The 20,769-nt window shown below is 53.5% G+C and carries 15 protein-coding genes; 4 read left to right on the top strand and 11 right to left on the bottom strand.

Annotation, left to right across the window (positions count from 1 at the left end; translation table 11 throughout):
- Positions 1–81: 81 nt before the first annotated feature.
- Positions 82–1,308 carry a 4-hydroxy-3-methylbut-2-enyl diphosphate reductase gene (locus D3A97_RS02330; protein WP_119076265.1) on the top strand — a complete coding sequence of 409 codons (1,227 nt, stop codon included), beginning with the start codon at positions 82–84 and terminating at the stop codon, positions 1,306–1,308.
- 399 nt (positions 1,309–1,707) lie between these two features.
- Here D3A97_RS02330 and D3A97_RS02335 read toward each other — a convergent pair whose 3' ends face one another.
- The 7 genes from D3A97_RS02335 to D3A97_RS02365 form a co-directional block, all read right to left on the bottom strand.
- Positions 1,708–2,472, bottom strand: coding sequence for a LytR/AlgR family response regulator transcription factor (locus D3A97_RS02335; protein ID WP_119076267.1), 765 nt, complete (start codon positions 2,470–2,472; stop codon positions 1,708–1,710).
- A 26-nt stretch (positions 2,473–2,498) separates the two neighbouring features.
- Entirely contained in the window at positions 2,499–4,445 is a 1,947-nt protein-coding gene (locus tag D3A97_RS02340) for a tetratricopeptide repeat-containing sensor histidine kinase (RefSeq protein WP_157986311.1), read from the bottom strand.
- Between the two features lie 564 nt (positions 4,446–5,009).
- Positions 5,010–5,699 carry a (d)CMP kinase gene (cmk, locus tag D3A97_RS02345; RefSeq protein WP_119076271.1) on the bottom strand — a complete coding sequence of 230 codons (690 nt, stop codon included), beginning with the start codon at positions 5,697–5,699 and terminating at the stop codon, positions 5,010–5,012.
- A gap of 83 nt (positions 5,700–5,782) precedes the next feature.
- The gene (locus tag D3A97_RS02350) at positions 5,783–7,423 is read right to left on the bottom strand and encodes a T9SS type A sorting domain-containing protein (protein ID WP_157986312.1); all 1,641 of its coding nucleotides are present in this window, start codon (positions 7,421–7,423) and stop codon (positions 5,783–5,785) included.
- On the bottom strand, positions 7,392–8,537 hold the full coding sequence (locus D3A97_RS02355; protein WP_157986313.1) for a phage tail-like protein: 1,146 nt from the start codon (positions 8,535–8,537) through the stop codon (positions 7,392–7,394). Before D3A97_RS02355 ends, D3A97_RS02350 begins: the two co-directional genes overlap by 32 nt.
- 69 nt (positions 8,538–8,606) lie before the next feature.
- Positions 8,607–10,322: a phage tail-like protein gene (locus tag D3A97_RS02360; protein WP_157986314.1), complete on the bottom strand. Its 1,716-nt coding sequence runs from the start codon at positions 10,320–10,322 to the stop codon at positions 8,607–8,609.
- A gap of 324 nt (positions 10,323–10,646) precedes the next feature.
- Entirely contained in the window at positions 10,647–13,178 is a 2,532-nt protein-coding gene (locus D3A97_RS02365) for an ATP-dependent Clp protease ATP-binding subunit (RefSeq protein ID WP_119076279.1), read from the bottom strand.
- A 255-nt stretch (positions 13,179–13,433) separates the two neighbouring features.
- Between D3A97_RS02365 and D3A97_RS02370 the strand changes: the two genes are divergently transcribed.
- From D3A97_RS02370 to D3A97_RS02380, 3 genes are all read left to right on the top strand, one after another.
- On the top strand, positions 13,434–13,808 hold the full coding sequence (locus D3A97_RS02370) for a hypothetical protein (RefSeq protein ID WP_119076281.1): 375 nt from the start codon (positions 13,434–13,436) through the stop codon (positions 13,806–13,808).
- Positions 13,809–13,813: 5 nt separating this feature from the next.
- Positions 13,814–14,737, top strand: coding sequence for a ribonuclease Z (locus D3A97_RS02375; RefSeq protein ID WP_232825823.1), 924 nt, complete (start codon positions 13,814–13,816; stop codon positions 14,735–14,737).
- A 76-nt stretch (positions 14,738–14,813) separates the two neighbouring features.
- Positions 14,814–15,632, top strand: coding sequence for a DUF3575 domain-containing protein (locus D3A97_RS02380; protein WP_119076283.1), 819 nt, complete (start codon positions 14,814–14,816; stop codon positions 15,630–15,632).
- A 502-nt stretch (positions 15,633–16,134) separates the two neighbouring features.
- Here D3A97_RS02380 and dapA read toward each other — a convergent pair.
- The 4 genes from dapA to D3A97_RS02400 all read right to left on the bottom strand — a co-directional run bounded on the left by dapA (position 16,135) and on the right by D3A97_RS02400 (position 20,768).
- The gene (dapA, locus tag D3A97_RS02385; protein WP_119076284.1) at positions 16,135–17,016 is read right to left on the bottom strand and encodes a 4-hydroxy-tetrahydrodipicolinate synthase; all 882 of its coding nucleotides are present in this window, start codon (positions 17,014–17,016) and stop codon (positions 16,135–16,137) included.
- 84 nt (positions 17,017–17,100) lie between these two features.
- A complete protein-coding gene (locus D3A97_RS02390) occupies positions 17,101–18,054 on the bottom strand; it encodes an acetyl-CoA carboxylase carboxyltransferase subunit alpha (protein ID WP_119076286.1) in 954 nt (317 codons plus the stop codon).
- Between the two features lie 233 nt (positions 18,055–18,287).
- Positions 18,288–19,184 (bottom strand): DUF5017 domain-containing protein, encoded by an 897-nt coding sequence (locus tag D3A97_RS02395; protein WP_119076288.1) that lies wholly within the window; start codon positions 19,182–19,184, stop codon positions 18,288–18,290.
- 18 nt (positions 19,185–19,202) lie between these two features.
- Positions 19,203–20,768 (bottom strand): RagB/SusD family nutrient uptake outer membrane protein, encoded by a 1,566-nt coding sequence (locus D3A97_RS02400; protein WP_119076290.1) that lies wholly within the window; start codon positions 20,766–20,768, stop codon positions 19,203–19,205.
- Position 20,769 lies beyond the last annotated feature (1 nt).

Here is a 20,769-nt window from a genome sequence, read left to right on the forward strand (position 1 = left end):
GAAAAGTTGAGATTTGCTACTTTTTGCCGCGGGAGGCATTCGGCCGATTATGATTATCTTTGCCCCATTGAGGCAGATCACATGAAAACATTCAACGTTCCCATTATATACCGCAGTCCGCTGATCTCCGCCATCAAACAATACCGCAAGCAGCAGGACCGCATGAAAAAGGATTTCAGCCCTACTTTGCTCGATTTTGGCCCGGTACGCATCTTGCTGGCCCGCCACTTCGGCTTTTGCTACGGGGTGGAAAACGCTATTGAAATAGCCTTCAAGACCATTGAGGAAAACGAAGGCAAGCGCATCTTCCTGCTCAGCGAAATGATACACAACCCCCAGGTGAACAGCGACCTGCTCTCCCGCGGGGTACGCTTCCTGATGGACACGGGGGGCCGGCAGCTGATACCCTGGGAAGAGCTGAATGCCAATGACATCGTGATCATCCCGGCCTTTGGCACTACCCTGGAAATAGCCGCCCGCCTGCAGGCCATTGGCATTACGCCCCTGCAGTACAATACCACCTGCCCCTTTGTGGAAAGGGTATGGAACAAAGCGGAGCAGATAGCAGCCCGGGGTTACACCGTGATCGTACACGGCAAGCCCAAACACGAGGAAACCCGCGCCACCTTCTCCCACAGCCGCTTTCATACGCCCACCGTGGTGGTAAAAGACATGGAGGAAGCCCACCGGCTGGCGGAATATATTCACGGCCGCCAACCGGCGGAACAGTTCTATGAAGCGTTCAAAGGCCAGTATTCCGATGGTTTTGACGTAACCCGCCACCTCCAGAAAGTAGGCGTAGTGAACCAGACTACCATGCTGGCCTCTGAAACACAGGCCATTGCAGATTATATCAAACAGGCCATCAGGGAAAAATACCAGCTGGCAGACCATGAAGTAGCCGCCCATTTTGCGGATACCCGGGACACGCTTTGTTATGCTACCAACGACAACCAGACCGCCGTTACCGGCATGCTGGACGTGGAGGCAGACCTCGCCATTGTGGTGGGCGGTTATAACAGCTCCAACACCTCCCACCTGGTGGAACTTTGTGAAGAGAAGCTGCCCACCTACTTTGTAAGTTCCGAAGAAAAACTCCTTTCCCGCAACGAAATACTGCACTGGGATTTTCACCATCACCAGGAGCTGCACACCTCCGGTTTTCTGCCGGACAAGGAAGTGGCCACCCTGCTGCTGACCAGTGGCGCCTCCTGCCCGGACGCGGTGGTGGAAGGCGTGATCCGCAAATTGCTCTCTTTTTACGGGCTGGAAGATAAAGTATCGGAAAAGGCCGCGGCTTTCAGCTGAGGCACAACAAAAAAAGCCCACAGGGGCCTTGCTTTGTAACGTACCGGAAACCCGGCGGCTATACCGGTACCTGAACACCATCCTCACTTCCTGGAAACAAAAAAGACACCAGAAGGTGCCTTTTTCCTTTGGGGCTAATCAAACGCTAGTAATGCAGAGAAAATTCTTTTTTGTATCTAACAAACAATTGATTTTCTGATTGTGAAACAAAAATACAACCTCAAAAAAGCCACCGCAACCCCGATTTAATATCCGGTATCCCTCGGCCGATAAGTGGTATGAATGGGTGTAAATCCGGTTGTACCTCCGGCATGGCCCACCGCCTTCCGGCAGTTGAAGGGAGTGACACAACGGCGGCCGGGCCAGCGTTTTATGGCCGGCTCCCCCCTCCGTCCGCGCTCAGAACTGCATGGCCTTTTTCAGGAAATCCGCCTTCCGGCGGCGGGAAACCTCCACCTGCGTGCCATCGCTCATGAGGGCAAAGCCCCCTTCTCCCTGGATGTAGGATTCCATTTGCTGCAGGTTGATGAGGTGGGAATTGTGTACGCGGAAAAAATCCACGTCCGTCAGCAGCTCCTCAAATTCCTTCAGGGGCTTGGATACCAGCAACTGCTTGCGGTCTGTAAAGAACAGCTTGGTGTAATTGCCGGTAGACTCGCAGCGCACAATGTTCTGCACAGGCATGAATACCAGGCCGTTGATAGTGGGCAGGGCTATTTTCTTGTTAGACTGCTGCATGGTTTTCATGTTCTGCAGGAACACCTCCAGCGGGGCAATGGCCGGGTCTGCACCCTTCCCCGCCCGCCGCTCCTGGAACTTGCGCAGCGCTTCCTGCAGGTCCTGCACGCTGAAAGGCTTCAGCAGGTAATCCAGCGCATTGAACTTGATAGCTTTGAGGGCATACTGTTCATAAGCGGTGGTAAAAATTACGTCAAACAATATCCGGTCGTATTGCTTCAGCAGCTCAAACCCGTTTTGATGCGGCATTTCCACGTCAAGGAATACCAGGTCAGGCCCCAGTTCATCAATTACGCGCCGGGCTTCTTCCACACTGTTCACCCCTGCCAGCACGGTTACTTCCGGGCATTTTTTCTGTAGCATAGCCTGTAAGGCGTCAATACAATGCTGCTCGTCATCAACAATGATAGCTTTGATTTCGCTCATGTGGTGATTTTTAAATTTTTCTCTGCCTAAAATAAAAACTCGGCCGGCAACACTATTTTCACTTTGGTGCCGGTTGCCTCCCCGTTATCCTGCAAGTCGTGGATCTCTACATTCGCGTCTTTGGTATTATTGATCTTGCGTATCAGGGCTATGCGGCCTTCTGTTACTTTCATGCCCATGGAGTTGTGCATGCGGCCTTTCTTCTCTTTTATTTCCATGGCCATTTTGCGGCCGATCCCATTATCCGTTACCGTTACCTCCAGCACCTTGCCCCGCAGCAGCACCGCTATGTCCAGCATCCCTTTTTCCTTACGGTGTACCAGCCCGTGCCAGATGGCGTTTTCCACGTACGGTTGAATGATCATGGGCGGTATCAGCACTTCTTCTTCGTTGATATTTTCGCTCACGGTGATGCTGTAATCAAACATGTAATTGCAGCGCAGCGCCTCCAGGTCCAGGTACAGCTTCAATGATTCCAGTTCCCTGTTGAGCGGTATGAAGGTGTGCTGGCTGTTGTCCAGTATCATGCGCATCAGCTTGGAAAACTTGGTAAGATAATCAGAGGCCTCCTCCTGGTTGTTACTCCATATGTAGCGGTGAATGGAGCTGAGGGAATTGAAAATGAAATGCGGGTTCATCTGCGCACGCAGCGAGCGCAGCTCCAGCTGCAGCGTTTGCCGGTTGGCCTGCAGGTTGCGGTGGCGGATGTAAAAAAAGCCGCCCACTATCAGCATGAACAGGAAACCGGCCAGGGCAATGGCCAGCGCCAGGTTACGGCGTATGCGCAACTGGCTGAGGTCTTGGTCCTGCTGTAACTGTTTGATCTGGTTGTCTTTCTGGTGTACATCGTGCAGGGTCTGCATCTGCGCAAATTCGGTGCTGGACTTTTCGCGCAGCAGGCTGTCTTTATACAGGATGGAGTAGTTGTTGAAATCCATGGCCAGGTTGAGGTCCCCGGCATGTTTGTAATTGTCGCTCATAGACTTGTAGGCTTCCATGAGGGTAGATTTGAAACCCCATTTCAGCCCCAGGTCAATGGCCTCCTGCAGGTATTTGCGCGCTTCTTCATACTTGCCTTCTTCGTTGAGCAGGCGGCCGATGCTGATGTAGCTGTCTGCGGAGTGTATCTTGTCTTCCACCTTGTCATTGAGTGCCAGCGCCTTTTGCAGGTAGTCCATGGCCAGGGGGTAGTTTTTCTTTTTCTGGTAGGCCGTACCCAGGCAGGTGTAGCAGATAGACATGCCCGTAACGCTTTTGATGCGCTCGTTCACGGCCAGGGAGCGTTTGTAATAGTCAATGGCGAGGTCCAGCTTGCCCAGGCCTTCGTAAGCATAGCCCAGGTTGCCGAGGTTGATGGCAATACCCAGTTCGTTATCTCTTTCCTGCTCAATGCGAAGGCTGCGGTTGAACACTTCTATGGCCTCGTCATATTTGGCGTCTGACAGTTTGATGTTGCCGATGGAATTGGTGGCGATGGCCAGGCTGCGGTCATCCTTATCTTTTTCGGCAGATTTGAGGGCCCTGAAGTGAAAGTCGAACGCTTTTTCCAGCATGTCCCGCCGGCGGTAATCTACCCCTATGTTATTGAGCGAGATGGTGATGAGGCGGGTCACCCTGGCATCCTGCGCGCTTTTGAGCGCCCTTTCGTGGTACTCGGTGGCCAGGAGGTATTGCGATTTGTTGCGTTTGGAGGTGCCCAGCTCGTTATAGGCTTCGGCCATGCCTTTGGCGTAGCGCATTTTCTGGGAGGTGGTGATGGCCTCCTGCAAAAAGGCGTTTTCCTGCCCGCGGCCGTCAAAAAAGCGGTACAGGCCCCTGGCGCGGTTCATGAGGAGGTTCACCTTTACCGTGTCATCGGGCATTTTGCGGATAGAATCCAGGCTGCGGAAAACAAGCGCCGAGTCCTGCGCCGAAACAGGCGCCCACAGGAGCAGATACAGGCTTGCAATAAAGATCAGCGCTTTATGGAACATGGTAAAAGGGTGAAACAGTGCAACTAAGATAATCAATTACAAAAAAATGAAGGGGCGAAAGAATTCGCCCCTTTCCTATTAACCGAATACACCTACTGAAAATATGAAACAAGGCCGCTGTACGGCCGAATCTCACATTAATTTTACGGTACTACGGCCTTGGCCGGCATACCTGATATATATTGCAGTTCGTTTATATACGGTTAATAGCGTGGTCTTTTGCTGGATATAAGTCCGGGATATGGCAAAAAGCCTTTTTTTGGACGATCATCACGTGAACCAGTTTGCTGCTGACAAAAGTTACGGGACCCGCCAAGCGTTATCCGGTAGCTCAGATCATTTCTGATGTGCAACAAAAATTCAGGTTCTTTTCAAGGTTATGAGTCACTTCCGGTCCAAAAGTATCTGCGGCATATATCTTTCACGTTCCGCTTTCATACGGAATTTCAGGGCCAAGACCATTAAAATTGAGGAATTTCGGAGGATGAGGTATAAAATGTAAGCAGGGATCGCTCCCTTCGTTATTCCAAAGGTAATAACGTTTTTGATATATACAAAAAAAATTCAAGAAGAATGTTCCAATACGGCGTCTTCCACCCATTGTTTCACCAGTTCCAGCTGCTCTTCTATTGATAACTGGCTGTTATCCAATATAATGGCATCATCTGCCTTGCGCAGGGGGCTTACCTCCCGGTTGGCGTCTATATAATCACGCAATTCCAGGTTTTCCTTCACTTCGTGCAGGGTGATGTTCTTGTTCTTTTCGTATAGTTCTTTGAACCGGCGTTCCACGCGTACGGCGGGATCCGCGGTCATAAATATTTTCAGTTCAGCATGCGGGAATACTACGGTGCCAATATCCCGCCCGTCCATCACAATGCCTTTCTGCAATCCCATTTTTTGCTGCTGCGCCACCGCAAACTCGCGCACCTCGCGGATAGCGGCTACTTCGCTTACTTTTTCGGCCACCAGCATTTCACGGATGAGCTGTTCTACATTCTCCTCGTTCAGGTACATTTCGTTGCGGCCGGAGATCTGGTTGTATACGAACTGCAGGTGAATGTTCTCCAGTGCGTTCTTCACCTGTACATGGTCCGCCCAGTCTACCCGCTGCTGGATGAAATAGAGGGTGATAGCCCGGTACATGGCGCCGCTGTCAATATACAGGTAGTCCAGCTGCTCTGCCAGTTGCCTGGCCAGCGTGCTCTTCCCGCAGGAAGAATAACCGTCTATTGTAATGATGATCTTTTTCACGCCCGGATTTTTTAGCGGTGTAAGCGGTAACAATTGCTTCTGCAAATTTGCCGCAAATCCGGGAATAATCAAAGACTTTTCTGCTAGCGCCGGTCTATAACGATCACTTTGAAGGTGCGCACCAGGCGCTGGGTAGCCTTGTCGTAAAACGCCAGCAGGTACGTGCCTTTGGCCAGGTGCTGCACCTTGATGGTGCGCTCTCCCGCTATCTCGTATTGTTCCACCAGCTGGCCCATGGTATTCACGATCTGCATCAGCAGCTCCGTTTGCTGCCCGCGTACGCGCACTTCAAACTGGCCCACATTGGGGTTGGGCCATACATCTACCCGCAGGAAGGGCGGCACGGCCTTGATCTCTGAATAACTTACGCGGCCGTTTTTGGATACGGACTTGATGCGGTAATACGTCCAGCCATCGTACCCGTTGGGGTCTGCATACCGGTAGTCCATGCGGATGTTGGTATTGCCGCCCGGGGCCATGGTGTTTATTTCCCCGGCTTTGGTGAAATCAGGCTCATTGTCGAACCGTCTTTCTATCTCGAAGTGGTCGTTATTCAGCTCGCGGCTGACTGACCATTCCAGCTGCGCAAAGTTTTCGTTGAGGCGGTACGCGTTAAACAGGATGAATACGGCCGGCGCGTACGGCCCGTACAACACGGAGGCCTTGGTGAAATATTCGTTGGTGGAAATACCGTCTTTCATAATGCGGTAGTGCATGGTGGCATGCTGCAGGGTGCCGGTGGTGGTAATGTTACCGGCCACAGGCAGGTTGCCGGGGTTCTCCAGGTAATCCCACGCATTGTTCACAAACCGCGTTACGTAGCTGGCCGCGCGGAAGGCCGCATAGTCCCGCCCTTCGTCCGCATCCATATGCTGCAGGGTGAGCTTTGTTTCAGCGGCGGCTGGCGTTGTTTTGGCAATGTTCCAGGTTTTGTTGGTAAAGTCTAGCTTGTTGGCGATGCCCGAAATAGCATATTGGTACACGCTGTCAAACACGCGCGCCCTCACATCGTCTGCCGCGCCGCCGTACTCTATTACCGCGGGCGCGTAGGTGGAAATGGAAGTGCCGATGGGGAACACCACTTTACCCGCCGCCGCATTGACCTGCTCGCGGTACAGGAAACCGCCGGCAATGTCTGTACCCGTTACCACAAAAGATCGTTCGCTGTACCCGGTAATGGCGCCGGGCTGGCCGTTGCCTACCACCAGGTTCCAGCCGTTCAGGAAGAGATGGCCGGTAGAAAAATGGAGGGTGTTGCGCACCTTCAGGTCACTCAGGTCTGCCAGCAGCACGCCCAGGCGATTGTTCACTTCCAGGTTGGGAAAAGTAGCGCCCATCCGTGAAACAATGCTGTAACCGCCAAACACTTGCTGCGCGCCCAGGTTGCCGTACAGCGGATTATCCCCGGAAAAGCGGAACAGGCCGCCCTTTGCGCTGAAGCCGTTCTGGCTATTGTCTGGCAAAGCGGCGCCCATGCCGTTTTTCCAGGCCTTGCCGAAAAAGTTGATGAGGGCATTGTCTGCCGTGCCAAAAGCGCCATCGTTCGTTACGCTGCCATAGATGTTCACAGCCTCCGTATTGCCTACCTGCAGGCGGGTGCCGGGGGCAATGTAAAGGTCTTGCTGCGCTGCCAGGGGCAGGGCGGCGAGGAGGAGCAGTATGGAGAAGATGGTGCGCACGGGATAATGGATGTTAGTCTTGAATAATGGTGATGTCGTATTCACGGCTGCCAACGGCTGTATTGTTACCCGTGTTCGTGAAACTGACGGTAATTTGCCGCGCGGCCGCGTTGGTTACCCGGCACCAGGCAATGCCGATCTTTACAGGCAGGTTACTGCGGGGGTTGATAATGATATTGTCGTTATTCTTCAATACGATGCCGGCAGGCAGGGTTACCGTAAAGTTCCGCGCCGTATTGTAGTCAAACTGCGTATTATCGCCGAACGTAACGCTTGTTTTCTGAATGCTTGCCAGCACGCTGCCCGAGGTCCCCAGCTTGAAGTCCCCGTTCACATCCAGTTTGGCATCCGGGTTGGCGGTGCCGATACCCAGTTCATTGCTGGCCGCCACCCATACCAGCTGCCCCGCGTCTTGCGCTACGGCGCCGCCGGTGCCGCTGGTGAAGAGGATACCGCCGTTTACATCCATATCCCTCACGGTGAGCGCTTTCATGGCGCCGCCGCCGTCTATGTTAAAACCTGCGCTTGTTTGTTGGGAACCGGTCTGGTTCTGGATATAATGCGTGGAGCCGGCCGGAACGTCTGCGGCCGCCAGCGCGGAACCGCCTGTTACCAGGCCTTTTTCGTTGTAGGTCACTTTGGGGTGAGTGCCGCCGCTGTGAAGGTTGGCGAGGCTCAGCAAGATACTGCCCGAAAGCGCCCCGCTGCCGGTTACATCACCGTCGGAAAAAGTCAGCGTTTGCGCCGGGGTAATGTAGTTGGGCGCCCAGTTAACCCATTTACCTGATTCGAATTTGAGTAACTGGCCATCGGCCGGAGCAGCAAGCAGTGCATCGCTGAGGCCGGCCAGGGAGAGGTTGCCGCCATCGTTCAGGCGGGTCCAGGGTGTAAGGCCGTTCTGTTTTTTGATATAGAGGCCCTGGTCGTTGGTATTAAATACCATCATACCGGCAGCGGCGGTATCCAGCGGGTGAGCGGCCAGCGCTGCATTGTTCACACGTGGTAATAAGAACCCTTTGCGGGTAGAGCCCAGTTCGAGAATAGCGTCTTTACGCAGGGAGCCATCGCCCCCGAACTTCATCTGGGCAGCCGCCGGCCATACAGCGCAGGCAGCCAGACAAAAAAGTAAGACCAGGCTCTTTTTGTATAATTGTTGCATACACTTTTATTTGGATTATAAGGGAACGGCCGGCCATGTTACCGGCCGTTCCCTTCAATCGGATAAAGTTTACAAACCAGCCATGTTCCTGCTCATCACGATCCATTTGGTACCATCAGACAATATGGTGAGCGAAGTATAAGGTTCATCTATTTCAGCTACCGTAGCGCCGCCGTTGTCTGTAATGCGCACGGTAGAGTTGGCCTCATCCGCGGGGTCAACGCTTTCCTGCGGCAGCCGGTTGAAAATATACACCTTGCCCGCGTTGGCGGCCGCGGCCGGCAGGTCTGCGCTCACTACGGAAGAGCCGCTGCCTTTTACCAGCAGCACATAGTCTCCCACACCCACGGTACCGCCTGTGAACGCACGTTGTTTCACGGTTACGCCGCCCTGTATGTTGAGCGCGTTACCGGCGGCAGAACCGGCCACTATCTCTGACTTGAAGGTTTTAACGCCGCCAATATCCTGCGCGCCGGCGGTTACCAGACCGCGGTTGGTTTCTGAAGCGCTGGGCATTTCGAACACGATCTTGTTGGAGCCGCTGTTTTTAATGGTGAAGTCTGTACCGGTGCTGACCTGTTCAAAGGCGAGCTTGCCGTCTGCCGTACTGCCGGTAACATCTACCGGCGTACCGCCTTCAATGGTGATGGCGGCAATGCCTTCCGCGTTCATTTTCCACTTGGGCACGGTTACCGCCTGCACCTGGTTGGTGGCGTTCTTCAACAGCAGGTTATATTCTGTTTCCGGACCGGCGGGATCAACAAAGTCTGCCTTGTTGAGCGCCAGCACGCTGTTCACAGTAGCTTCGCCGGTACCGGCGGCATCTCCCAGTATCACGTTGCCGAGAAAGGTCTTGTTGCCGGCAAAGGTCTGGTCAGTGGTGGTTACCACGCCCGCATGGGTCTCTCCCGCGGCGTTCAGCGTGAGCGTCCATTTTTTGTTGGCGGCGTCCCACTCAAATTTACCGCCTGCGTCTCCCAGGGTATTATCTGTTACCACATCGGCAAAAGTGAGGCCGCCGGCGCTGGTGAGTTTCTGCAGTTTGTCAAAATCAGCGGCGGTGATGAAACCGTACTGCTGGGTGGCGGCGTCTGCCATTACCGGCAGGTTGAGCGAGATCACCTGGCCCGCGGTGGTAATGCCGGTCTCCGTGTGCGTATTGCTGGAGCTGATGGCCAGGTCAAGGTCTCCGGAGAGGTCTTGCAGCGAGGTAACAGACACGTTGTTCAGCGTTTTTTTGAAGATCTGCCCGCTGCTGTTGATGATCAGCACGTCGTTTTCCGTAGGCGCCGCGGCGGTAACGTTGTTGAACACGTAGCTGGCGCCGGCAAAGGTGAAGTTACCGTCTCCGTCAATGCCCATGCGCTGCGTGTTGTTGGTCCGCAGGTTGAGCGGGAAAAGGTTTTTGGTACCCAGCCATTGCCCGGCCGCGCCGTCGTTACCGTTAGTGCGCCAGGGCGTGGAAGCGGACCCGTCCGCGTCAATCCGTTTCCAGGAGTTGTTCTCCCTTACATAAAAACCTGGCGTGAAGCCCATGGAGGTAGCGGTCAGGTAGATCAGCAACCCGTCTGCAATGGGCGTGTTGGTGTTCAGTGTCTGGAAACCGGCGTCTGTCAGCCTGGGCAGTAAAAGGCCCTTGCGCACGCTTTCCAGTTCAAGAATAGCGTTTTTGTCCACTATGGCAGGATTGCCCCCGATCTTGACCTGCGCTTTCAAACTGTTGTTGATGGAATGGAACAATAGCGATGCCAGTAGCACACCGGCTATGCGTAACGATGTTTTCATAGGTAATAGGTTAAAAAAATAAGTCCTTAAAATTTACGATATATGATTTTTGTCGATCATGCCTCAGTCTGCATGTAGTAGCCCTTTAAGATAGGAGCGGTAGCAAAGTCTTAAACACTGTTATATTTTTCGTTCTCCATCTTAGGGTAACAACACTTCTACAATATTACATATATATTTTGATTAATACGTTATTTCTATAATGTTTTTTATTTATTTAATCTGTTTATAATGGATATATCTTGAAAATCAGGCAGGAATGTCAAAAAAAAAGCTGCCGGAACGAGTCCGGCAGCTTTTTCTCTATTTAACAGTCCTTAAAAATTATGCTTCTGATTTTTCTGATTTGCTCTTGGAAGGGTTCTTCAGGGAGAACACCAGCTTCTGGTTTTCCTTATCGAGGTCTGCGATCAGGATGTCACCATTGTGGATGTTCATATTGAGGATCTCTTCCGCCAGCGGGTCTTCCAGGTATTTCTGGATGGCCCTGTGCAGCGGGCGGGCGCCAAACTGCTGATCGTACCCTTTTTCCGCCAGGAAGCCTTTTGCTTCGTCTGTCAGTTCCAGGCTGAAGCCCAGGTTCTGGAGGCGGGCCAGCACACCTTTCATTGTGATATCTATAATGGTGTAGATGTGCTCTTTGGTCAGGGAGTTGAAGATGATCACATCATCTATACGGTTGAGGAACTCCGGGGAGAAAGTGCGTTTCAGCGCCTTTTCTATCACGGCCTTGGTGTTCTCTTCTTCCGTAACGGCCCTGGCGGTGGTGGTGAAGCCTACCCCGGCACCGAAGTCTTTCAGCTGGCGTACGCCAATGTTAGACGTCATGATGATGAGGGTGTTCTTGAAGTCCACTTTCCGGCCCAGGCCATCGGTGAGTATGCCATCGTCCAGCACCTGCAGCAGGATGTTGTAGATATCCGGGTGCGCTTTCTCGATCTCGTCCAGCAGGATCACGGAGTAAGGTTTGCGGCGCACTTTTTCAGTGAGCTGGCCGCCTTCTTCGTAGCCTACATATCCCGGAGGCGCGCCTATGAGGCGGCTTACGGAGAATTTTTCCATGTATTCGCTCATGTCTATGCGGATGAGCGCATCTTCAGAGTCGAACATGTATTTGGCGAGCGCTTTGGCCAGCTCGGTTTTACCCACCCCGGTAGGCCCGAGGAAAATAAAGGTACCGATGGGCTTTTTCGGGTCTTTCAACCCTACGCGGTTACGCTGTATGGCTTTGGTCACTTTGCTGATGGCCTCTTCCTGCCCTACTACGGCGCTCTTCAGGTCATCACCCATGCGGCGCAGCTTTTCGTTCTCCGCCTGCACCATCCGTTTTACGGGGATGCCGGTCATCATGCTCACTACTTCCGCAATGGCCTCTTCGTCAATAGGGTAGCGTTTGTGCTTCACTTCTTCTTCCCACACGGCTTTGGCCTTTTCCAGGTCTTCGCCGAGTTTCTTTTCCGTATCGCGCAGGGCCGCGGCTTCTTCAAAGCGCTGGCTCTTCACTACCTTGTTCTTTTCCTGCTTGATGTCTTCGATCTGTTTTTCCAGGTCGAGGATGTTCTGCGGTACGTTGATGTTCTTGAGGTGTACGCGCGCGCCTACTTCATCCAGTACGTCTATGGCCTTGTCAGGCAGCAGGCGGTCCGTCATGTAACGGTTGCTCAGCTTCACGCAGGCGTCAATGGCATCGTCCGTATAGCTTACGTTGTGGTATTCTTCGTAGCGCGGTTTGATGTTATTGAGTATCTGGATGGTCTCGTCAACGGTGGGCGGGTCTACCATCACTTTCTGGAACCTTCTGTCCAGCGCGCCGTCTTTCTCAATGTACATGCGGTACTCATCCAGGGTGGATGCGCCGATGCATTGCAGCTCGCCGCGGGCCAGGGCGGGTTTGAAAATGTTGGAAGCGTCCAGCGAACCGGAGGCGCCGCCGGCGCCCACAATGGTGTGGATCTCGTCTATGAACAGGATCACATCGCGGTTCTTTTCCAGCTCGTTCATGATGGCCTTCATCCTTTCCTCAAACTGGCCGCGGTACTTGGTACCGGCTACCAGGGCGGCAAGGTCCAGGCTTACCACCCGTTTGTCGAACAGCACGCGGGAAACCTTGCGCTGAACAATGCGGAGGGCCAGGCCTTCCACAATGGCGGTTTTACCAACACCCGGCTCCCCGATGAGGATGGGATTGTTCTTTTTACGGCGGGAGAGTATCTGCGAAACGCGTTCTATCTCCTGCTCACGGCCCACAATAGGGTCCAGGCTGCCGCTTTCGGCCAGTTTCGTGATGTCACGGCCAAAATTGTCGAGTACAGGTGTTTTAGACTTCGTGTTAGCCTGTTTCGCTTTGGAAGCATAGCTCTTGCGTTCGTCTTCAAACTCCTCTTCTCCGGGGTCGTCAAACTCCGCTTTCGGATCTGCGGATTTTACGAAGCCCAATTCGTTTTTAAAAGTATCGTAGTCCACGTCAAACTGTTGAAGGATTTGAGTACATACGTTTTCTTTATTCTTGAGGATGGACAGCATCAGGTGCTCGGTTTCCACGGTAGGACTTTTAAGCGCCTTTGCCTCCAGTACGGTTACACGGATCACTTTCTCTGCCTGGCGTGTCAGCGGCAGGCTGTTGATATTCGCTATGTTCTTGCCCGTCTTGTCCTTTATAGCCAGTTCCACCTCTTTGCGCAGTTCATACAGATCCACGTTCAAAGCCTGTAGAATTTTAACAGCCGTTCCTTCACCCTCACGAATAATACCCAATAGCAGGTGTTCCGTACCGATGAAATCATTTCCCAAGCGTAAAGCCTCCTCCCTGCTGAACGAAATGATCTCCTTTACTTGCGGTGAAAAATTCTGATCCATTGTAGTTGATTTTGTTAAACCCTTACGGGGGCTTGCTTATACAATATTACCAAATAAATTTGGATTTAGTTTTTATCCTTGTACATAAAAAGTTAAGATTTACTTTTGCGCTGAAGGGCCGTGTTTGGTAAATATACTTACGAGAAGAATGGATGTTGTGGTCGGGTGTTTTACTTCCGGCAAGGATAATTATCGGACAGGTTTCCTTTTTGCTTGTCCTTTTTTTAAAATGTTAAAATAATAACATCCGGCAATATGCAATTCAAAATTGATACCAAAGAAAAAATTGTGCTTTTACGGCTGGAAGAGCAGGAGCTGGATGCTAAAATGGCAGCGGCGCTGGTAGCGGAGGCCGGCAATATCACCGCGCTGGAGGAAAAGAACCTTATACTGGACCTGGGTTCCCTGCGTTCAGCGGGGGATGAGGGACTGGAAGCCATTTTTACAGTATATAACCGCCAGTATGAGCGCGGCCTCTCTGCGGCGGTTGCCCATCTTAACACAGATTTAACAGCCCGGCTCTCCGCCGCCCACCCGGATATGCTCAATATTGTGCCCACCCTGTCTGAAGCCATTGATATGGTGATGATGGAAGACCTGGAGCGGGAACTGGACCTGGGCGCGGAATAATTCATATGCTGAACACTATGTTTGCTGTAACGATATTAGGTAATAACTCGGCCATACCCACGCCTGACCGCCACCCCACCGCACAGGTGGTCACTTACAACGATCAGCTGATGCTGGTAGACTGTGGGGAAGGCACCCAGATGCAGTTAACGAAATACAAGGTGCGCCGCGGTAAAATACGGCACATCTTCATCAGCCACCTGCATGGGGACCATTACTTCGGGCTGATAGGCCTGATCAACAGCATGAGCCTGCTGGGCCGCACGGAACCCCTCTCCCTCTACGCCCCGCCGGAACTGGAAGAAATACTGCGGCTGCAATTGCAGTGCGCCGCCACTACCCTGCGTTTCAACCTCTCCTTTCATGCGCTGCTGCCGGACCGTACGGGCCTGCTGTTCCGCGAAAAAGATATGGAAGTAAGCTACTTCCCCACCAAACACCGCATTCCCTGCTACGGCTTTTCCTTTACCGTGCAGCGCCGCAAACGCCGGGTCATTCCCGAGCAGGCGCGGGCGTACAACATTCCCGCCGCCTATTACTCCCACCTGCAGGAAGGGGCGGATTATGAGCAGAAAGACGGCAAAGTAGTGAAAAACGACTGGGTGACCCTGCCCCCCGCCCCCGGCAAACGCTACGTGTTCTGCGCAGACAGCATCTATGACGAAGACCTGGTACCCCACCTCCAGGACGCAGACCTCGTTTACCATGAGGCCACCTACCTGCACGAACTGGTGCAGCGGGCGCAAGACCGTTTTCACAGCACCGCCGTACAAGCCGCCACCCTGGCCCGCATGGCCGGCGCCAAACGCCTGCTCATCGGCCATTTCTCTTCCAAATACACGGAACTGCAGCCGTTCCTGGACGAAAGCCTCCCCATCTTCCCCCAGACCGAACTGGCCCTGGAGGGCGCCAGCTACCTTATCCAGTAAAATACCTAGTAATTGGTATTGTATAATGCGTTATCTGCAACTACTTTTACGCATTAAAACAATAACTCCTATAACTATGAAACAAGCAGCGTTACCTGTTCTGTTACTACTTTCCGCGTGCCTGCACGCCACAGCGCAAAGCACACCGGTACAAACTACTGAAGAGGCCCCCAGCCGCAAGGAAAGGCTCCGCAACCAGCCTTACTTCTCCAACATCATCAAAACCAACCTGTCTACCATTGCCCTGGGCAACTACGGCATTACATACGAGCGCCTGATTGCCCGGAAGATATCCGCCTCTCTCGGCTACCGGTTCATGCCCAAGACCGGCCTCACCCAAACGCCGCTCACGGAAAAGGTGATGGACTATTTCAAGGAAGACGGGGATATGGCCGCCCAGCTGGACAAGCTGCAAATGAGCGGCAACGCCATTACCGCCGAGATACGCTTCTACACCGGCCGCCGACCCGGCGCCAAAGGCTTTTACGCGGGCGTATACGGCCGTTACGCCTCCTTTAAATATGATTACCCGTACGACTTTGAGCGGCCTGACGAGAGCGTGGTGCTGGTGCCCATGAAAGGCAAAAGCAGCGGCCTGGGTGGCGGCGTGATCCTGGGAGGGCAGTTCAACATCCATAAACGGGTGATCGTAGACCTCTTTATCATCGGCGCCCACTACGGCAGCATGAGCGGCAAGGTAGACGCGCCTACAGACCTGAGCATGCTGGACGAGCAGGAGCGCGCAGACCTGAAAGAAGAAGTGGAATCCCTGATAGACATCGGCGGTAAAAAGAACATCACGGCAGACGTACGCAACGACGGGATGTACGCAGACGTAAAACTGCCTTTCCTCGGCGTACGGGGGCTGGGCCTGACCATAGGGTTCGCTTTTTAGACAAACAGACCTATACCGGGAAGGGTTGCATCCATGCGATGCAGCCCTTTTTTATGGCTGATTATCAGCCGGTTAGGTTGTACCCCGGCGGCGCGGGCCGGTACGTCCCGCGGGCGGCTGCTGGCCAGAAAAGGGCCACAAGCAGGGCGGCCGGGTCATGCCCCAAAAGCCCGTCAACCGCAACCAGGATTATTTTTGAACCCTGTAAACCTATTTCAGGACAAGGACAAAATCCTTGCTGCTGGCGGGTTTCGGATAGGATATCTTACCCATATCATACCCATATCCCAGGGATATCCCATCCATATCCCACCCCTATATAGGGGTAACTTATCCCTGCCTTATCCAAGGTTAAACAGTAGGAAAACCATAATATAACATACAGTTTCCCAGCCGCCGGCCTGCCTGTTGCCCCAAAGCGGCCATAGCGCGCGCAGGGCGCAAAAAAAGGCCGCACCCCGGGGGGTGCGGCCAGTACACTTGGCACATAAATAAAAAAAGTCTAGTATTTGCTGACGAAGCCCTTGATCTGGCCGTACAGGCCATCTGTAACGGGCACTACGGGCAGGCGGAACGTATTTTCCATCAGGCCGGCGGCATGCAGGAACGCCTTGATGCCTGCCGGGTTGTTTTCGGCAAACATGAGGTCAAAGGCCTGCAGCATCTTGTAGTGATGGCGGCGGGCCGCTTCAAAATTGCCCTGCAGGGAAGCCTTTACCATGGCAGACATGTCTTTGGCAAAGAAGTTGGCGGCCACGGAGATCACGCCGTCCATGCCGCAGGCTATCTGGGGCATGGCCACCGCATCGTCCCCGCTGATCACGAGGAAACCTTCCGGCTTGTCCCGGATGATCTGCATGCACTGCACCATATCCCCGGAGGCTTCTTTCATGGCAATGATGTTGCTCACTTCATTGGCCAGGCGGATAGTGGTGTCTGCCGTCATGTTGCGGCCGGTGCGGGCGGGTACGTTATAGAGGATCACCGGCTTCGGGGAAGCGGCGGCAATGGCTTTATAGTGCTGAAAAATACCTTCCTGCGTGGGTTTGCTGTAGTAGGGGGCCACGCTGAGCACAGCGGCCGCCTCATCCAGCGGACAGGTTTCCAAACGCTTCACAACATCCTGGGTGTTGTAATCACCCACCCCTACTACCACGGGCACCCGTTTATTGACCTTTTCGAAGGTAAACTTTATCAGGTCCAGCTTTTCTTCTGAAGACAAGGTGGGGGTCTCGCCGGTGGTGCCGAGTGTAACCACGTAATCCACCCCTCCTCCGATCACATGATCGATCAGCCTTTCCAGGCCTGTCCAGTCTATTGCTCCTTGTGTAGTAAAGGGCGTTACCAGCGCTACGCCGGTACCCCTCAGTTGTTCCTGTAGCATATCAAAACTTGTCAAAATTGCCCTGCGGGCGCCGAAAAAAATGCAAATATGGAAATTTGGATCGGTTCCCGCAAGTGCTATCCGTTATCGCTCTTCAAAAAAGCCCATATTCGAAAACTTCTCAATGCGTTGCGTGATGCGCGTATCCGGGTCTATCTGCTTCAGCTCGGCCAGGGTGTTCTTTAGCTGAACCTTGAGAATAGCGGCCATTTCTTCGTGGTTGGAATGCGCGCCGCCCACCGGTTCCCTGATCACCCCGTCTACCAGGCCAAACTGGCTCATGTAGCCGCTGGTGAGCTTCAGCTCTTCCGCCGCTTTTTCCTTGAAGTTCCAGCTTCTCCACAGAATGGTGGAGCAGTTCTCAGGGGAAATAACGGTGTACCAGCTATTTTCGAGCATAAAGATGCGGTCTCCTATACCAATGCCCAGCGCACCGCCGGAGGCGCCTTCGCCGATGATGACGCAGATCACGGGCACGCGCAGTTTCACCATTTCAAACAGGTTGCGCGCAATGGCCTCTCCCTGCCCGCGCTCTTCAGCTTCCAGGCCGGGATAAGCACCGGGCGTGTCTATCAGGGTGATAACGGGCTTGTTGAACCTTTCCGCCAGCTTCATCAGGCGCAGCGCCTTGCGGTACCCTTCCGGGTTGGCCATGCCGAAGTTGCGAATCTGGCGCATCTTGGTGTTCACGCCTTTCTGCTGGCCAATGAACATCACCGTTTCCCCGTCCAGGTTGGCAAAACCGCCTACCATCGCCTTGTCGTCCTTCACGTTCCGGTCTCCGTGCAGCTCCACAAAATCAGTGCTCATGCGCTCAATGTATTCCATGGTGTACGGGCGCTCGGGATGCCGGCTCAGTTGAACTTTTTGCCAGCTGGTAAGATTGTTATAGATCTGTTGTTTGGTGTCGATGATCTTTTGTTCGTACTCCTTCACGGTAGCGGAAACATCCACACCGGACTTTTCACCGTTCTCTCTCAGCTTCGTCAGTTGTTCGTACAGATCCGCAATTGGTTTTTCAAAATCCAGAAATTGCATACTCAGGTTTAAAAAGGTTAAAGTACATCATAAAGATAGTAAACCCTTCCGTCAGACCCAAAGGCCTGCTGTGGTAGAGGGATTTTGCATAAACGACGAACCCGGGCTCTCCCGGGTTGCGCCTGCAAATGTAGTATTTCGGGGTATATTATCAAATATTTTTAAACAGCAGGCGGCGGCCGCAAAAAAAGGCCGGCCCTGAAGAGGTGCCGGCCCTGCTCTTAAGGGTATTACTAGGGGAGAATGTTCACGTCTACAGACTGCACGGCCGTTTTACTGTCATACACCGTAGTGGTGGCGGCTTCAAACGTGGCCGTGTACTGGCCTGCCGTTTTGTAAATGGAAAAGTAGGTTCCCAGCCGGTTGTCAGACATTTTCTTGATGGGCACGCCCACGTCCGGAATGGCCTTGTTGAGCCGCAGCGGTTTGGAAATGATCCAGCTTTCCGCTTCATCGCTATTGGCGGCGCCGCCGGTCACTTTAAAGGAAGCGGCAGACAGCACCCATTGCACGGCCGGGTTCTTCATTTTTACAATGGCCCAGGCGCCGGCGGCCACATCGGCGGCTACGGGCATGCGGGCCTTGTCTTCGTCCGTTACGTTGGTCACGGAAAAGCTCTGGATGGTCCAGGTGCGCTGGGCCACCGTACTTTTCTGGCCGGTGTAGCGGTAGGCAATATATATGGGCCTGTCACCGCTCAGGAACTCGGACAGGTCTATCACGCCAGACGCGGTGCCGGTGGTGCCGGTGGAGAGTTTTGCCTTGTCCGTCAGGTCTGTCCAGTGCGTATTGGGACTATACACGCTGGCGGAGTCATACACACCTGGAAAGTCTGTAGACACCATCAGCTGCAATGAATTGTTCTGGTTGCCGCCCTGGCGGTAGGAGGTGAAATGCATTTCCGGTTTACCGGCCGCGGTGGTGCGGTGGCGGTATTTGTACCGGTGCGTGCTGTCTCCCGCCCAAAAGGTGAGCGTGTACGGGTTGCCGGTGAGGTAGAAGAAGGAGGTGTCTCCCAGTTGATAGGAATCACTTCTCACCGTTACGTTAAAATCGGGCGAAGGGGAATCCTTGGTGCTGCAGCTTACCGCCAGCACGCCGCCCATGAGTATATACAGGAGTTTCTTCATAAATGCTTGTTTATCTTTTTACCAACCTGGGTTTTGCTGGATCAGTTTGTTGAGAGACATTTCGATGGCGGGGATGGGGTACAGCAGGTGCCTTTCCGCCACCCTGTCTGCCGCCAGCGCCGCGTACTGGTAGGTAGCGGAAGCCCTCGCCTTGATCTCTATGGCCTGGTCTCTCATGGCCGTGAGGTAAATGCCCCAGCGGATGAGGTCCATTTTACGGAGCCCTTCAAAACACAGCTCACGGGACCTTTCATCCTGGATGGCCTGGCGGAAGCCGAGCTGGTCAAGGCCGGCAAGGTCTGCTTCAGCATCGGGCACGTTGACCGGTTTGCCGTATCCCCTTCTTCTTACCATATTGATATACTCCAGCGCGGCGGCGGGGCCGTTCACTTCGTTTTCCGCTTCGGCCAGCATCAGCAGCACATCCGCATACCGGATAATGGGGAAGTTGGTGGGCGTATAGTTTTTATTGAGCGGGCGCAGCAGCTCATACTCCCGCCGCCATTTGGCGCAGTTGCGGTTGTAGATGCTGGTGGCGCCAATGTTGGCCTTTACGCCGGAAGAGTTGAGGGTGTACGTGCTGATGGCCCAGTCTCTCCGCAGGTCTCCCGCTTCATAGAGATGGTACAGCTTGTAGGTGGTGCTGTTGAAACCGTAGGCATAACCGATCACCTGGTCGTTGTTGGAAGTGCAGCGTACGCCGTTCTCGTTGCCGTGGCGGCCGCCAATGCGGTTGGCATCGCTATTGTTGCCCCAGTTGCCGGTTTCCCAGATGCATTCTTTCCAGTCGTTGATATCCTGGCATTCGTTGATATAGATCTGCTTGTAGTCAGGGTTCAGCTCGTGTACGCCGGACTGTACCACTTTCAGCGCTATATCCCGCGCATCCTGGTATTTGGCGGTGTTCTTCAGCGGTTCCCCGGCCCATTGCAGGTACACGCGGGCCAGCGCGCTGCGCACGGTAGATTTGGAAATGCGCTCGGTGGTATTGATGTCTGTCACTTCCCGCACCATGCCTTCCGCTTCTTTCATTTCCTTTTCAACAAAGGCGTAAATATCCGCCGCGGGGGTACGGGTAATGTCTACATTGTTTACGGAGCTGGAAGGTTCCGTTTTTAGCGGCACGCCGCCGTAGTACTGCACCAATGTAAAGTAATACCATGCGCGCAGGAACTTTGTTTCGCCAACAATGGCGGTCTTCTTCGCCTCGTCCATCTGCGTTTTTTCGATATTGGCTAGCAGCATGTTGGCCCTCTCAATGCCGGTGTACAGGTACGTCCACATTTCGGTTACAACGGGGTCAGACGCATCGTAGTTGAACCACCATACGCCCACCAGCTGGTTGGTAACGGAGTAAAAGCTCTCGTCTGTGCTGGCGTTGTGGCGGATGGGTATTCTGCCGCCCCACATGAACTCCATGCCGCAGATGGCATATACGCCGGCCAGGGCGGAGTTCACCTCCGATTCACTATTATAGTAATTATTGGGAGATACGGTGGAGATAGGCTTTTTATCCAGGAACTTGCTGCAGCCGGCCGCTATGGTCAGCAGGGCAATGCAGGAGATGGAAATTAGCTTCTTCATA

Source organism: Chitinophaga alhagiae, from assembly GCF_003568665.1.
GTDB lineage: Bacteria > Bacteroidota > Bacteroidia > Chitinophagales > Chitinophagaceae > Chitinophaga > Chitinophaga alhagiae.

Bases quoted from the DNA above. Each gene is read 5' to 3' on its own strand.
- D3A97_RS02395 (WP_119076288.1), bottom strand. From the start codon at position 19,184: ATGAAGAAACTCCTGTATATACTCATGGGCGGCGTGCTGGCGGTAAGC.
- D3A97_RS02370 (WP_119076281.1), top strand. From the start codon at position 13,434: ATGCAATTCAAAATTGATACCAAAGAAAAAATTGTGCTTTTACGGCTG.
- dapA (WP_119076284.1), bottom strand. From the start codon at position 17,016: ATGCTACAGGAACAACTGAGGGGTACCGGCGTAGCGCTGGTAACGCCC.
- D3A97_RS02400 (WP_119076290.1), bottom strand. From the start codon at position 20,768: ATGAAGAAGCTAATTTCCATCTCCTGCATTGCCCTGCTGACCATAGCG.
- D3A97_RS02390 (WP_119076286.1), bottom strand. From the start codon at position 18,054: ATGCAATTTCTGGATTTTGAAAAACCAATTGCGGATCTGTACGAACAA.
- D3A97_RS02330 (WP_119076265.1), top strand. From the start codon at position 82: ATGAAAACATTCAACGTTCCCATTATATACCGCAGTCCGCTGATCTCC.
- D3A97_RS02365 (WP_119076279.1), bottom strand. From the start codon at position 13,178: ATGGATCAGAATTTTTCACCGCAAGTAAAGGAGATCATTTCGTTCAGC.
- D3A97_RS02355 (WP_157986313.1), bottom strand. From the start codon at position 8,537: ATGCAACAATTATACAAAAAGAGCCTGGTCTTACTTTTTTGTCTGGCT.
- D3A97_RS02375 (WP_232825823.1), top strand. From the start codon at position 13,814: ATGCTGAACACTATGTTTGCTGTAACGATATTAGGTAATAACTCGGCC.
- D3A97_RS02360 (WP_157986314.1), bottom strand. From the start codon at position 10,322: ATGAAAACATCGTTACGCATAGCCGGTGTGCTACTGGCATCGCTATTG.
- D3A97_RS02380 (WP_119076283.1), top strand. From the start codon at position 14,814: ATGAAACAAGCAGCGTTACCTGTTCTGTTACTACTTTCCGCGTGCCTG.
- D3A97_RS02340 (WP_157986311.1), bottom strand. From the start codon at position 4,445: ATGTTCCATAAAGCGCTGATCTTTATTGCAAGCCTGTATCTGCTCCTG.
- D3A97_RS02335 (WP_119076267.1), bottom strand. From the start codon at position 2,472: ATGAGCGAAATCAAAGCTATCATTGTTGATGACGAGCAGCATTGTATT.